The sequence below is a fragment of the Streptomyces sp. NPDC006602 genome, assembly GCF_042870385.1.
Taxonomy (GTDB): Bacteria; Actinomycetota; Actinomycetes; order Streptomycetales; family Streptomycetaceae; genus Streptomyces.
The window spans coordinates 81215-94464 of the sequence record NZ_JBIAHG010000025.1 but is presented as its reverse complement, the minus strand read 5'-3'; the positions used below and the strand labels follow the sequence as shown (position 1 = coordinate 94464).

The following is a 13250-nucleotide window of genomic DNA, read 5'->3' as shown; positions in this document are numbered from 1 at the left end:
CGCCCGTCGAATACGAGACCAACCACTACATGCAATCCACGAAACCCCAGGTCACAACCACAATCTGAGATCTCTACCGAACCCGGGGCGGTTCAGTTCCTAGAGATCAACGAAGCCAAGTCCAGCCAGTCGGGAAACGCAGCCTGGCGTTCGGCGTCTGAGGTGTAGGGCTGGTGGTAGGCCCACTCGTCGAGCAGAGTTCGGTGGAAGCGTTCGACTTTGCCGTTGGTCTGCGGACGCCAGGGCCTGGTCCAGCGCAACGCGGCTCCATCCCACCGACCGTAGGCAGCGCGCCGCCGGCCTCCTCGATACGCATCACACCCGTTTGTATACCCCGATGGGTATACTGCAGGTTGGATTCGAGAATACCCCCAGGGGTATTTGAGCAGGAGATGAGCATGGCGACTGCCCAACCGGCACTGACGGAGACGGATACCTCCACCCCCCATCAACTCCCCGGAGCACTGGGGAGGTTGGGGGGTCTGGGCCACGACCCGTCTGCGACTTGTGCTGGAGCTGTGGCCGGCCGTGATCGCGGGCCTCGGCGCGTTCGCGCCCCAGGTGACCTCCGCACTAGCGGGTGCCGGCTGGCAGGCCAACGGGTCGCAGTCGGTGCGGGTGCGCGAAACTGGCCCAGCGGCACTTCGGGGGCAACGCGTCGTCGGCGCTGCAGGCGGTCGTCACCACGGACAAGACCACGGACCAGCAGCTCTCGGATCCGGCGGTACAGAAGACGATCGCGAAGGCGACGGACCTGCTGAAGGCTGACCCGCGGATCTCCGATGTCGTCGCACCTCAGCCGGGCGCGACCATCAGCCGCGACGGGAAGACGGCGGTCCTCCTGGCGGGGCCGACGCCGATTCCAGCGACATGGTGCGTGCCGCCGACGACCTGAAGAAGTCGCTCGCCGCCCTGTCAGGCCATGGAATCACGGTCAACGCGACCGGTTCCTCGGTCATGTGGAGGGACTCCCCTCTCCGACTCCCTGCCGCCCAAGGAGATGCGCATCGTCCTGTCGTCGCCGTCCTGCTCGACGCCGCCCTCGTCCGCCTGATCCTGCTGCCCGTACTGCTCCGGCTCACCGGCCGCGCAGCCTGGCACACCCCTGCCTGGCTCAAGCGAGTCCTGCCCGACATCCCCTTCAGCCACGAGTAGCGAGCCGGGCATCCCCGGCCCTCACATGTCGGCGCACGACACCGCCGACCCGTAAGCCCACCCCGACAACACAAGGAGCGAGAACCATGTGTCAGAAGACCCTATGCCGAAAGTGCCAGAAGGCCACCTACCGCGGCTGCGGAATGCACGTCGAGCAAGTGCTCGCCGGAATCCCGCCGTCCCAACGCTGCACCTGCGCCAAGGACTCCGCACCTGCCGGGAGTCTCTGGAAGCGCATCCTCGGCCGCGGCTGATGGGTGTGTCAATTTAGCGGCTGATCTTGGTTGTTGAGTGGTCAGTTGTGCTCGGGCTCAGGCGGTCCTCGAAGGCGATCTGGAACACGTTCAGGGGTGCCTTCCAGCGCATGGTCCACCGCTTGCGGCCCTAGAGCTGTCGGCTACTGCTCGCCCAGACTGGTGGCGCGTTGATCCACCTCAATGTCCGAGCGCCGTACGCCGGTGAATCGTGTGGGCCGGAAGGCCCCAAGGAGGTCCTGCTCCTGATCGGTTGTGATCTCGGCCGCGACCAGACGTCCCAGAATCGGCGCCAGGGTGACCCCGCTGTGCGAGACGAGGCAGTAGACGCGGGACTGCGGGGAGGCATAGCCGGCGACGGTGTGGCCGTCCGCGGGCAGTGACCGGAAGCCGATGCGCAGGTCGATTTCCGGTGCCCGGCCCGGGTCGGGCAGCAGTGCGGAGAACCGTCGGGTGAGAGTGCTTGCGATGTCCCCGTCCGCGGACGGCGGGTCTGCCGGATCGACGTGAGCGTTCAGATCGAGAGCCTGCAGGACGGTATGCCCGCCAGCCTCGGGGCGGAGGTTGAGGCCGGGGCTGTGGATCACGCAGCGCAGGTCGAGTTGTGGTGACCTGGCGTACCCGAGCAGGCCGACGGTCTGCGCTCCGCGACCGGCATCCGTCACCATGGGAACGTCGATCCCGGCCCGTGCGGCGAGCCGTTCTGTCCAGCGGCCTGCCGCCAGGACGACTCGATCGCCCGTGCAGACCTCGCCTCCGGCCAGGGAGACGGATACTCGGTCAGGCCCATCGTTGATGGCTACGACCTCGCCGATCGAGAACGTGGCTCCGTGCTGCTCGGCGTCCGCCAGCAGGTTGTTCACGAAACGGTCCGGCAGAACGTATCCCTCGCTGGGGAAGTGTGCGATGGACGTGACGGTCGCCGGGATGCGGAGGCCGCCTGCGGTCCGCGCCGCTTCGTTGGGGGTGACCCAGCGTGCGGGGTAGCCGAGTGCCTGCAGTCGTTCCACGTTGTCGGCGAGCCGCTGCTCGTTTGCGGCGTCCGCCCACTGCAGCGCTCCGCTGGGGAAGTACGACGGTGCGCCGCGCAGTTGCCCGGCGAGCCTGGCGTGCTCCTCCATCCCTGCGAGGTTCAGCCGGTGGTAGTCCGGGTCGGGCTTCCGGCTGGAGTTGGTCCAGGCGAAGGTGGTCGCGGTCGTGCCGGTGCCGGCTCCCCGCTGATCGAGCAGGAGAACGTCCTCGCCGGCGACGGCAAGCTGCCTTGCGACGCTCACGCCCAGCACGCCGGCACCGACGATGATGACCTTCATTGTGTGTGCGCATCCTTTCTGGCAGCGGCACGCTGCTCACTTGGCGGGGACGGGAAGCTCCAGGAAGAACTCGGCGGTTCCCGGACGGACGAGGGTAGTTACCACCTCGACGGTGCTGCCGTCATCGGCACGCAACTCCCTGCGCCTCATCAGCGCGGGCGTTCCGGTCTCACTGTGCAGCAATGCGGCGTCGTGCTCGTCGAGGGCCACCGGGTCGAGGTAGAGCCGCATCGAGTCGATCGGTACTCCTTTGCGCTGCAGATACGGGAGGGTGACGAGGTCTTCGAGGTTCTCGTTCAGCAGGTCGGGGGCGGCCGCGAAGAGGACGACGTGCCGCTCGATCGACTGCGGCTCCTCGCGTACGTTCAGTTTGCGGCGGACCAGTTCCACTACGGCCGTGTCGGCGGAAGCGCCAGGGAGGGGCAGGATGGCGTCGGTGGCCCTGACGATCCGCGCGGAAACGACTTCGTGTCTGCCCGGCGCGCCCTTTGTGGCTGCCGCAGGGGTGACGAAGTTGAGCAGATTGATCTGCCGCGTCACGTCCGCCACGAACGATCCGTGGCGCCGCTGGCGGATGGCGAGCCCCGCCTCGGCCAGGTCGTTGAGGACGCGTTGGGCCGTGGCACGACTGACGCCGTACTCGGCGGAGATATCCATCTCGCTTGGCAGACGCGAGCCAGGCGAAAGGGCCCCGGAAAGGATCTTCGCCTCGAACTCTCGCCTGATCTGTACATAGAGTGGCACGGTCATGGTTAGACCGTACATTTACTGGATTGACTGGTCGGAGTGAGCTGACCAGCCCAGTCTTCAGCGTCCGAGCCCCATGGGCGGGGTGCGGTTCCCGACCTGTCCCGCGCGGTTGCCGGGCAGGTTCGACGGTGACCACGGAGCCGAGCCGACGACGGTACGGGCGCGGCTGCGCCTGAAGCCTTCCGGACCGCCGATGATGGGCGATCGGCCCCGCCTTCCACCGATTCGCTGAAGACACGCTGGGCCCCGTACCGGCCGGCGCCGTTCCCACGGTGGAGATCCGGCAGTCGAGCGCCAGAGGGCCGGACCCTTGCCTGATTCGTCATGTCGGTCTCCCGCCTGATCTGCCCTCTAGACCGTACAATTAGGCAATTGACCGGTCAATAGTGCCGGTACCGCGGCAACAAGATCCCAAATCCCTGGACCCTGGCCAACCACGCCTGACGGCACAGACCGTGGAGAGCCCGGTGCGTGGAAACGCGCACGCCGGGTTCGGCGAGCGGCCCGCAGAAACGGACCGGTGGCGACACCGGCACCGCGCTGCGGCCGACTCAACCACCCCGGTGCCCAGTTGCGCTTCACCGAGTCGACGGGCTGCGGCTGACTTGCTTCGCGACCAACACGAAGGGTGGCCAGCTCGCCGATCTCGAACTACGTCACCGCAGGCGGGCCCGCTGCGAGGACCGCATCCGAGGCTGACTGGAGATCGTCTCCCTCGCACTCGACCTCCTCGCCTGGATGCCGATGCTCGCCCTGACCGGCAAGACCCGCCGCTGGGAGCCCAAGAAGCTCCGCCTGCGGCTGTTCTCCGCCGCTGCCCAGCTCGTCACCATCAGCCGTCGCCACCGGCTCCGCTTCACGACCCGATGGCCCTGGACCGACGAGATCACCCGGGCAATCGACCGGCTCAACGCCTTGCCGAGCCCGGCTGACCCGCCCCACCGACCGCCCCAACCCGCACCACCCCACCGGGAAAGTGGAACCCGGCGCCCACCCGACGCGACGACCGGGCCGTCAACCTGCCCCAGCATGGAGAGACCGCACCTCGCAAACACAGAGTCCCCGTCAGCACACCAACGAGGACTCATGAACGTTCTGCGTTTGACGATGGCCCGCCACGGGGCTGCACTGGATTCATGGATGCTGCGCGACTCCGTCCCTAGGGAGAGCAGCGATGACAACCATGGAGACGTTCAACCTTCTGCAGCCGTACAAGATCGCCGAGGAGACTTTCGTCATCCCGTGGGCCCTCGAGGCCCCGCCGGTCGGCCACTTCCCGATGAACTCGATGGTGATCCGGGGAGCCGAACCGGTCCTCGTGGACACCGGGGCGCCCGCAGTGCGCGCCCAGTGGCTGGAGGCAGCCTGGTCCGTCGTGGATCCCCTGGACGTACGGTGGATCTTCCTCACCCACGACGACCGCGACCACGCCGGCAACCTCCTGGCGGTCCTCGCCGAATGCCCGAACGCGACCCTGCTGACGACATGGTTCTCCATCGGCCGCATGGCCGAGGAGTGGGAGACCCCCGTCAACCGGTGCCGCTTCATGACCGACGGCGACACGATCGACGCGGGCGACCGCACCCTGGTCGCCAAACGACCGCCGCTGTACGACAACCCCACAACCCGCGCCCTCTTCGACCCGAAGACCAACGTCCTGTGGGCCGTCGACACCTTCGCCACGAACGTACCCACCCCGATACCGGACGTAGCGGCGCTGTCCGCGGACGAATTCCACGACGGCCAATTCTTCGGCGGACGCCTGGTCTCGCCCTGGGTCGCGTTGCTGGACACCCAGAAGTTCCGGACGGTCGTGGACGACTTCCAACGCCTGAACGCCGAGGTCATCGCTGGCTGCCATTCCCCGGTTCTCCACGGCCCCAAGATCTCCGAGGCCTACGACCTCCTCCGCCAGCTCCCCGAGATCCCCCCGTGGGCAGAGTTCACCCAGGCCGACCTGGACCAGTGGATGGCGGTCGCCGAGAGCTCGGTACCACCGGAACAACCACGACCGTCGGGGACGTGACTGTGGCCGTGGCCCTCTAGATGTGCTGTCCGGACAGCTTGGTGACGCGGCTGGCTCGGGTAGGGCTGCAGGACGCTTTCCTCGGGCGCCCCGCAGCCGCTGTAGCTGCTCCGGGGTCCTCGGGTCGTGCCGTCTTCCCGCTCACCCCTGACGGTGCGATCGATGAAGAACAGCAGGCCCGTCGCACGGTCGCCTACCAGCTTGCCGCCTACGACGGCCTGCCGTGCCGTTCGCTTGTCGGCGGCCGGCGCTCTGGAGACCCCCGACGAGGGCTTGGACGCGGAACGCGCCTGGGCCCCGCACAGCGCCGCACTCTTGTCCAGCCCTGGTCTTCACCGCGTGTGCGCTGCGGGCCTGCGCCGGGGCCGATGCGTCGAGAGCGGTGTGGCGTTGGGTGCCTCAGGGTGTGACGGCCCGGCGCTCCAGGGCGCTGTAGGGGGTGGGGCCCAGGACCAGGGGTCCCATGGCACCCGCTCGCCCCCCTTTCGAGTGGGTGGCCGCGCAATGAGGGGTAGGCAGGCGAGTCCCCCGTCGTCTGCCTACCCCATGCGTGCTCCCCGAGAGGCGTTCGGTCCGAGGGGGTGTGCGCACTGGACTGGGCACTCGCGGCCCGAATGATCACAATCCGCGATTCAGGGCTGGGGGACATGCGAGCATCGTGAGTCTTCGCCATCTTCGAACATGCAGTTCGGAGGCTTCTGGCGTGGCGCTCGCTCGGGATACTCATGCTGATCTCGGGCGGGAGTCTGCGGTCTTGATCATCCGTTATGTCATCGGTCGAGGCTGTCACATTTGGGTCATTGAACCCAACCCGGCCAGCCGGGTTGTTAATGTCAAACAGCCGCTCGCGGCGGCGCGGCCCGAAGGGCATATCAGCCCCCAGCGTCATCTCCCGGTGCGGTACGCTCTCGCGGCCCACGGCCGGCGACGGCGTCCGCGAGGGACGCAGCCAGGTCTCCGTTTGTATGTAGCGTGCGGAAATGACAAGAAGCGAGCGCATCGCGGACCAGCTGGACCGGCACTGGCACAAGAACCTGCGGCCGCGGCTGCACGGTCTTGCCGATGAGGAGTACTTCTGGGAGCCGGTGCGTGGCTGCTGGAGCATCCGCCCACGGGGCACGTCGGCCGCACCGATGTCGGCAGGTTCGGGGGAATGGACGATGGACTCCGCGTCCCCTGACCCGGTGCCGGCGCCGGTGACCACGATTGCCTGGCGGCTGGCGCACATCATCGTCTCCTGCCTGGGCTATCGGGTCGGATGGCACTTCGGCGGCCAGGACGTCGACTCCCAGACATTCGCCTACGCGGGGACCGCTGACGAGGCGCTGAAACAGCTCGATGAGATGTATGGGAGATGGAACGCGGGGGTCCGCGAGCTCTCGGACGCTGACCTGGAGAATCCGCCCACGGTGGGTCCCGAGCGGTTTCCCATGGAGGGCATCGTCCTGCACGTCAACAGGGAGCTGATCCATCACGGCGCCGAGATGTCCCTGCTGCGCGACCTCTACCGCTGGCAGGACGGAGCCGTACCGCGCCGAATATGACTTTCCGGTAACCGGCGATCGAGCTTCGGAAACCTACGTGGACTCCGTGACGCTTCGTGGCTGCGAGCTTCAGTGATGATCGAGGTGGGTGTGCGGGGTCTGCTGGCGGACCGCTACCAGTTGCAGGAGCCTCCGACCAGATCCTCGGGCGCCCTGTGGCGGTCAGACTGCTGCGTGCCGAAGAGGCAGCGGACGAGCGATTCCGCCTGGAGGCGCAGACCGCGGCCCGGCTCAATGGATTCGGTCGGTCTCCGATGGTGAGGACAGCGTGATGCCTGGGCTCCTCCAACCGCCTCCCCGCCCAGACTCTGAGCGGGGTCGCCTCCCTCGCGCTGCTGGGGATGCTGTTCGAGGTGGGCGCGGTGGCGGTACAGCCGTAGCAGTGGCTGCCCGGCGTGCAGCATCAGGCCGATGCCCACCACCGGCAGCCCCGCCGCGGCGATCCGCGGCGCGCGGAACCGTCGTCGTGTACTTGGTTCAGCCGATGCGCTCCAACTGTCCGTCAGCGCCCGGCGGGAACGGCCTTGGCCAGGCGGGCATAGACCACAACGTTCGCCTGGTAGCCGGTCGCCTTGGTGTACCTCCCGCCGCAGGTGATGACGCGTAGTTCCGGCTGCTGTGTGGCGCCGTAGACGAGCTCGTTGGGGAAGGCGTTCTTCGAGTGGACCTCGACGCCGTATACGGAGAACAGCGCCGTGCTGCGGTCAGCACGTCTGACGGCGATGGTGTCGCCCTTGTGCAGAGCGCCCAGGGCGTAGAAGACTGCCCGCCCCCGCGGGGTGTCGACGTGCCCGGCGATGATGGCGTTCCCGGTGCTTCCGGGACGTGTGCCGTCCTGGTACCAGCCGGCCAGGTTGTTGTCTCCTTCCGGCGGTGTCTGCAGATGCCCGGTCTGGTCCGCCTCCAGGCCGATGACCGGTGCGTCGACGCCGATGCTCGGGATGCGGATGGCCGTAGGCGGTGAGGGTGCCATCGGCATCACGGACGGTGCTGGCACCTGGATGGATCGCACGACGGCCTGCGCGGCATCGGGCAGGGGTGGCGCCTCGGTACGTGTGCCCGCGTAGATCGTCCAGCTGCCGGCCGTGAGCGCGGCGGCGGCCGCAGCGAGGCCTGCGCGGGTGCCGTGCGAACGTGGCCTTGCGCGCAGGGGGCGCCTGTCCGATCGCGCCCCCTGTCCCTGGCCCGTCAGAGCCGGGCGCCGGCGGCACCGCGGCGGCGCAGCAGAACCGCCCCGCCGACCAGCCCAGCCGCGGCAAGCCCTCCGCCGCCTACCATCTCGGCGGTGCTCAGTCCGGACACCGCGCCACCGGCGCCGGCCTTCACCCCGTCTTTGAGACTGGTGGTTGGCACGAACGCGGTGGTGGTGGGGAAGAGTTCCTTGCCGCACGTAACCTCGGCGCTGATCCGGTCGACGGTCACGTTTACGGTTCCCTGACGGAGCGTCACGACTCGAGTGCCCGCCGGCGTCGTGAACGTTGTACCGGCGCCATCGGCGTCGCGGATGACGCCGTTCGTCTGGACGACCTGCAGTTGGCCGACATCCGCGCAGGCGATGATGTCGCCGTCCTTGAGTATGAGGCTGCCGCCCTCGGTACGGCCCGTGAACGGTGTCGCCCTCGTGCTCGGGGTTCCGTCCGCGTATGCGGGGCTCGCGAACGTCACGGTCGCCGCGAACGCTCCGGCCGCTGCCAGCGTGGCGGTGTACCTCGCTGTCTTCCTCATGGTCACCGCGGACATTGGTCCTCCTTACGTGGCGAGGTCAGCGGGCTTTCGCTGACACCTTCACCCCCATGAATCCCCCGGGCATATCTGGATGTATATAGACCGATCGGGTGTTTCTGCTTGCCACTTCCGCATGTCGCGGTGACATCGCGGTCAGGGTCCGTCGGGTCCGCTCGTGTCGGCTGCCGCCCTCCAGGGTGCTCGCCGAAGCAAATCGGTCAAGTGCGTGGCGCGTAACCGCGCTGATGCCCAGGAGTGGCGGATGACGGTCCCCAGGCCGCTACCATCACGGCATGATTACGGCTTGGTCACCCCCGCGCATGGTGCGGGCCCGTGCATCTGCGGGTCCGTTGCTGCGCATGCTGGCCATGGCCGTACTGCTGTTCGGCGTCGTGTTCACGCACGGACTGCACGTCGAGAACGTCAAAGGCCACCTGGTGACCAGCGCGGCAGCGCCCGCGCAGGTGCTGTCCGAGGGCGCCTTCGACGCCACGGACCCACAGGTCCTGTCCCAACGTGCCGCGATAGGCGAGCGGCATGGAGGTCATGACCCTGCGCATCACGGTGAGTACTGCCTATCCGGCCAGCCACAACAGGGACCGGTGCTGACACCGCCCTGCTTTGCAGCGTCGGTTAGCGAATCCACTGCCGTCGGGCCTGCCTCGGTCAAGCGCGGCCAAGGCGAGCCGGTTCAATCTGCCGCGTCGTCGGCGGCCCTGAGACTGTCCGTGGTCCAGCAGGTCTAGAAGCCGCAGTTCTCCCCTTCCGGCTGCCCGGGCCACGCCCCTCTGACGGGCGATGAGAACGGTTCGCCGACTCGCGCGACACGACCACCAGTACCCCGCACACCTCGACGGGGACCCGGCGCTGCTTGGTCGACGCCCCTGCCCCCCACCCATGCCTGCCCGCTTCCCTCTGCCTTGGCTGCCGCCGGGCCGACCCCGGGCGCACGGAGGACCTTTGCCGACCAGCTCCCGCATGCCCACATACGCCCCACGGACCGTGGCCGACACGCGCCGACCGCGCCCACTCGCCCGTCTGCTGCGGGCCGCCCTGCTGTTGCGGGCCGCCCTGCTGTTGCTGATCGGCCTGTGCGCCGGCGTACACGGACCTACCGGCGATCCGCACCAGCCGGCACCTGCCGTCACTGTGGCCTCGGCGCCGGTTGCGAGCGACGGGGCGCCCCACGGCCCGCACCGCCACCACGGGGACGCGGAGTGTGCCGACGAAGCCGTCCGTACGACCGACCACGTTGCTCAGCAGCCACCTACCGGGGCCGGAACGGCAGCGCTCGTCGGCCTCTGCGTGGCGCTGGGACGGCCGCGAACACACCGCCGTCCCTACCGATTCCGCACAAGACATACGGGCAGGACCGCACTCGCCCGCACCTCCCGCTGGCGCATCTAGACCTCTCGCCCGCAGCCGATCCCGTACAGGCTGCCGCGCCACGGCTCCACACCCCCGGACGGGACCGACCGTCCCGCGTGTGGCCGTAGCGCGAGATGAAACACGCACCGCGCATTCATCGAGCGAGAGCGAACGAGATGCAGTCACTGACGAACACCGCCGCCACGCCCGACCGGTCCGCCCTGTCGGCACTGGTGGGCAACACCCCGCTGCTGCGGGTGTCCAAACCGCTGACACCGGCAGACCGCGGCTTCTGGGCGAAGCTCGAGGGCTTCAACCCCGGCGGCATCAAGGACCGGCCTGGCCTGCACATGGTGGAACGGGCCCGCGCCCGCGGCGACCTGCGCCCCGGCGCCCGGATCATCGAGTCCACCAGCGGCACCCTTGGCCTCGGCCTCGCCCTGGCCGCAATGGTCTACGGCCACCCGGTCACCCTGGTCACCGACCCCGGTCTGGAGATGTCCATGACCCGGCTGCTGACCGCCTACGGCGCCCAGGTCAATGGGGTCTTCGAGCCCCATCCCACCGGCGGCTGGCAGCAGGCCCGTCGCGAGCGCGTTCAGCAGCTGATGGCGCAGCACCCAGGCTCCTGGTGCCCGGACCAGTACAACAACCCGGACAACACCACCGCCTACACCCCGCTCGCCCTGGAACTGGCAAGCGAACTCGGCCACCTCGACGTCCTGGTGTGCAGCGTGGGCACCGGCGGACACTCCGCCGGCATCTCCCGTGTGCTGAAGCAGCTCTACCCCGACCTGAAGGTAGTCGGGGTCGACACCATCGGCTCCACGATCTTCGGCCAGCCGGCCCGGCCGCGGCTCATGCGAGGTCTGGGATCGAGCATCTACCCCCGTAACGTCGCCTACGACGCCTTCTCCGAGGTCCACTGGGTGGCCCCGGCCGAGGCGGTGTGGGCCTGCCGTCAACTGGCCACCTCGCACTACGCCACCGGCGGGTGGAGCGTGGGTGCGGTCGCCCTGGTCGCCGGATGGCTGGCCAGCACTCTGCCCGCGGACACCCGGATCGCGACGATTTTCCCCGACGGACCGCAGCGCTACCTCGGGACGGTCTTCGACGACGCCTACTGCGCCGCCCACGGGCTGCTGGACTCACCGCCCGCGCCTGAGCCCGAGGTGATCGGGCGCGTGGACGAGAAAGAAGTCGCTCGCTGGACCCGGTGCACCAACGTGGTCGACCCGCTCACCCTGACCCAGCCGTCACAGGAAACCGACGTGCTCGACGTACTCGACCGGGAGGAAGGGGCCGGCGAGAGCGCCGGGCTCGGTCACCGCGACGCTGTGGAGGAGAGCCGGTGAAGGGCACCCTCGCTCAGGTACGCACCTACGAACGCAGCGTCCAGCTGCTGATGGTCAATCAGTTCACCATCAACCTCGGCTTCTACATGCTGATGCCCTACCTGGCCGCCCACCTGTCCGGCACCCTCGGACTGGCCGGCTGGGTCGTCGGACTCGTCCTCGGCGTACGCAACTTCAGCCAGCAGGGCATGTTTCTCGTCGGCGGGACGCTCGCCGACCGGTTCGGATACAAGCCGTTGATCGTCGCCGGATGCGTGCTGCGCACGCTCGGCTTCGCCACACTGGGGCTGGTCGATTCACTGGCCGCGCTGATCGCCGCCTCCGCGGCGACGGGGCTCGCCGGGGCGCTGTTCAATCCGGCGGTCCGGGCGTACCTCGCCGCGGATGCGCGGGAGCGCAGGGTTGAGGCGTTCGCGCTGTTCAACGTCTTCTACCAGGCCGGGATCCTGCTGGGCCCGCTCGTCGGCATGGTGCTGACAGGAGTCGACTTCCGCGTCACCTGCCTGGTCTCCGCCGGGATCTTCGCACTGCTGTCCATCGTCCAGATCCGGGCGCTGCCCACCCGCCGGGCCGACGACAGCAAGGCCAAGGAGAACGACCGGGAGGGCGTACTGGCCCAATGGCGCGGCATCCTCGCCAACCGGCCGTTCCTGCTGTTCTCCGGCGCCATGATCGGCTCGTACGTCCTCACCTTCCAGGTCTACCTCGCGCTGCCACTGGAGGTACGACGGGTCGGCGGTGACGGCGAGTTCGGCACAGCGGCGGTCGCAGGGCTCTTCGCCGTCTCCGGACTGAGCACCATCCTCGGCCAGACGAGGGTGACCGCGTGGTGCAAAGCTCGGTACGAGCCGGGCCAGGCACTGACCCGAGGTCTGGCGGCCATGGGCCTGGCCTTCGTGCCTCTGCTGCTGTCTACCGCCCTGCCCGCCCTCGATTCCGGTGTAGGCCTGTGGCTGTTGGCCGCGGTGCCGCCCACGCTCGCCGCGCTGCTCCTGGCGGTCGGCACAATGATCGCCTACCCCTTCGAGATGGACACCATCGTCCGCCTCTGCGGTGACCGTCTCGTGGCCACGCACTACGGGCTGTACAACACGATCTGCGGCATCGGCATCACCCTCGGGAACCTGCTCACCGGCGCGGCCCTCGACGCCGCCCGCGAGGCCGGGATGCCGGCGCTGCCGTGGATCTCGCTGTGCGCGCTTGGCCTCGCCTGCGCGGCCGCCCTCTACGCTCTGCACCGCACCGGGCGACTGGCGACCCCGGCGCCCCAACCGCAGCCGGCCGTCGCCTGATCCACAACCGTTGCGGGACCAGGGGCGGGCGCCGCACGGCGCCCGCCCCTGCCGGGACGTGCCAGGTCGCCGGCGCACAGGAGGCATGCAGCCAACAAAGCTTCCGACGGCAATCCTTGTGGCTAGGACTCGCACGCGGCACCGGCGGACCGATCGGCGAATACCTCGGTGCACGCCTTCGTGCTGGAGGGCGACTACTCCCGGGGCGTCCGCGCCGCTCAACTTCTTCGGCCCGCTGATCTTCCTCACGGACTCCTCGAAGTTCACGCTGCCCGTGGGAATCCGCTTCTTCCAGAGCCTGTACCAGACCGACTACGGCACCCTCATGGCAGCCAGCTGCCTCACTGTGGCCCCGGTGATCCTGCTCTTCCTGGTCGCCCAGAAGTTCTTCGTCCAGGGCATCGCCACGACGGGTGGCAAGGCCTGAAAGGAAACGCTCGGTAACCGTGTTGCCGTCACGGGGCAGCTAAG

12 protein-coding genes and 3 pseudogenes are annotated in these 13250 nt (G+C 68.5%); 10 read left to right on the top strand and 5 right to left on the bottom strand.

The genetic code is table 11. The features are described 5' to 3' along the window. Positions 1–122: 122 nt before the first annotated feature. Positions 123–257: pseudogene (locus ACFYO2_RS38185) on the bottom strand (integrase core domain-containing protein); the annotation flags it as partial. A gap of 613 nt (positions 258–870) precedes the next feature. Between ACFYO2_RS38185 and ACFYO2_RS38180 the strand changes: the two are divergent. Then, on the top strand, positions 871–1155 hold the full coding sequence (locus ACFYO2_RS38180; RefSeq protein WP_388358871.1) for a hypothetical protein: 285 nt from the start codon (positions 871–873) through the stop codon (positions 1153–1155). Between the two features lie 397 nt (positions 1156–1552). On the opposite strand, the gene ACFYO2_RS38175 is transcribed toward ACFYO2_RS38180, so the two are convergent. Then, positions 1553–2719 carry an NAD(P)/FAD-dependent oxidoreductase gene (locus ACFYO2_RS38175; protein WP_388358868.1) on the bottom strand — a complete coding sequence of 389 codons (1167 nt, stop codon included), beginning with the start codon at positions 2717–2719 and terminating at the stop codon, positions 1553–1555. Positions 2720–2755: 36 nt separating this feature from the next. Beyond that, the gene (locus tag ACFYO2_RS38170; protein WP_388358866.1) at positions 2756–3469 is read right to left on the bottom strand and encodes a GntR family transcriptional regulator; all 714 of its coding nucleotides are present in this window, start codon (positions 3467–3469) and stop codon (positions 2756–2758) included. 556 nt (positions 3470–4025) lie between these two features. Between ACFYO2_RS38170 and ACFYO2_RS38165 the strand changes: the two are divergent. The 4 genes and pseudogenes from ACFYO2_RS38165 to ACFYO2_RS38150 all read left to right on the top strand — a co-directional run. Then, positions 4026–4390: pseudogene (locus ACFYO2_RS38165) on the top strand (transposase); the annotation flags it as partial. 253 nt (positions 4391–4643) lie between these two features. Beyond that, a complete protein-coding gene (locus ACFYO2_RS38160) occupies positions 4644–5495 on the top strand; it encodes an MBL fold metallo-hydrolase (protein WP_388358863.1) in 852 nt (283 codons plus the stop codon). Between the two features lie 980 nt (positions 5496–6475). Next, positions 6476–7039: a DinB family protein gene (locus ACFYO2_RS38155; RefSeq protein ID WP_388358860.1), complete on the top strand. Its 564-nt coding sequence runs from the start codon at positions 6476–6478 to the stop codon at positions 7037–7039. A gap of 290 nt (positions 7040–7329) precedes the next feature. Continuing rightward, positions 7330–7419 (top strand): annotated as a pseudogene (locus ACFYO2_RS38150) (RidA family protein); the annotation flags it as partial. A gap of 122 nt (positions 7420–7541) precedes the next feature. On the opposite strand, the gene ACFYO2_RS38145 reads toward ACFYO2_RS38150, so the two are convergent. After that, positions 7542–8012 carry a class F sortase gene (locus tag ACFYO2_RS38145; protein ID WP_388358858.1) on the bottom strand — a complete coding sequence of 157 codons (471 nt, stop codon included), beginning with the start codon at positions 8010–8012 and terminating at the stop codon, positions 7542–7544. A 215-nt stretch (positions 8013–8227) separates the two neighbouring features. After that, positions 8228–8779 carry a hypothetical protein gene (locus ACFYO2_RS38140; RefSeq protein ID WP_388358856.1) on the bottom strand — a complete coding sequence of 184 codons (552 nt, stop codon included), beginning with the start codon at positions 8777–8779 and terminating at the stop codon, positions 8228–8230. Positions 8780–9123: 344 nt separating this feature from the next. Here ACFYO2_RS38140 and ACFYO2_RS38135 point away from each other — a divergent pair, with 344 nt between their 5' ends. The 5 genes from ACFYO2_RS38135 (at position 9124) to ACFYO2_RS38115 (ending at position 13206) form a co-directional block, all read left to right on the top strand. Next, complete coding sequence (locus ACFYO2_RS38135) at positions 9124–9510, top strand: hypothetical protein (RefSeq protein ID WP_388358854.1); 387 nt, start codon at positions 9124–9126, stop codon at positions 9508–9510. Positions 9511–9742: 232 nt separating this feature from the next. Next, positions 9743–10171 carry a hypothetical protein gene (locus ACFYO2_RS38130; protein ID WP_388358851.1) on the top strand — a complete coding sequence of 143 codons (429 nt, stop codon included), beginning with the start codon at positions 9743–9745 and terminating at the stop codon, positions 10169–10171. A 137-nt stretch (positions 10172–10308) separates the two neighbouring features. Further along, complete coding sequence (locus tag ACFYO2_RS38125) at positions 10309–11487, top strand: PLP-dependent cysteine synthase family protein (RefSeq protein ID WP_388358848.1); 1179 nt, start codon at positions 10309–10311, stop codon at positions 11485–11487. Then, positions 11484–12779 carry an MFS transporter gene (locus tag ACFYO2_RS38120; protein WP_388358845.1) on the top strand — a complete coding sequence of 432 codons (1296 nt, stop codon included), beginning with the start codon at positions 11484–11486 and terminating at the stop codon, positions 12777–12779. Before ACFYO2_RS38125 ends, ACFYO2_RS38120 begins: the two co-directional genes overlap by 4 nt. 274 nt (positions 12780–13053) lie before the next feature. Continuing rightward, positions 13054–13206: a hypothetical protein gene (locus ACFYO2_RS38115; RefSeq protein ID WP_388358842.1), complete on the top strand. Its 153-nt coding sequence runs from the start codon at positions 13054–13056 to the stop codon at positions 13204–13206. Positions 13207–13250 lie beyond the last annotated feature (44 nt).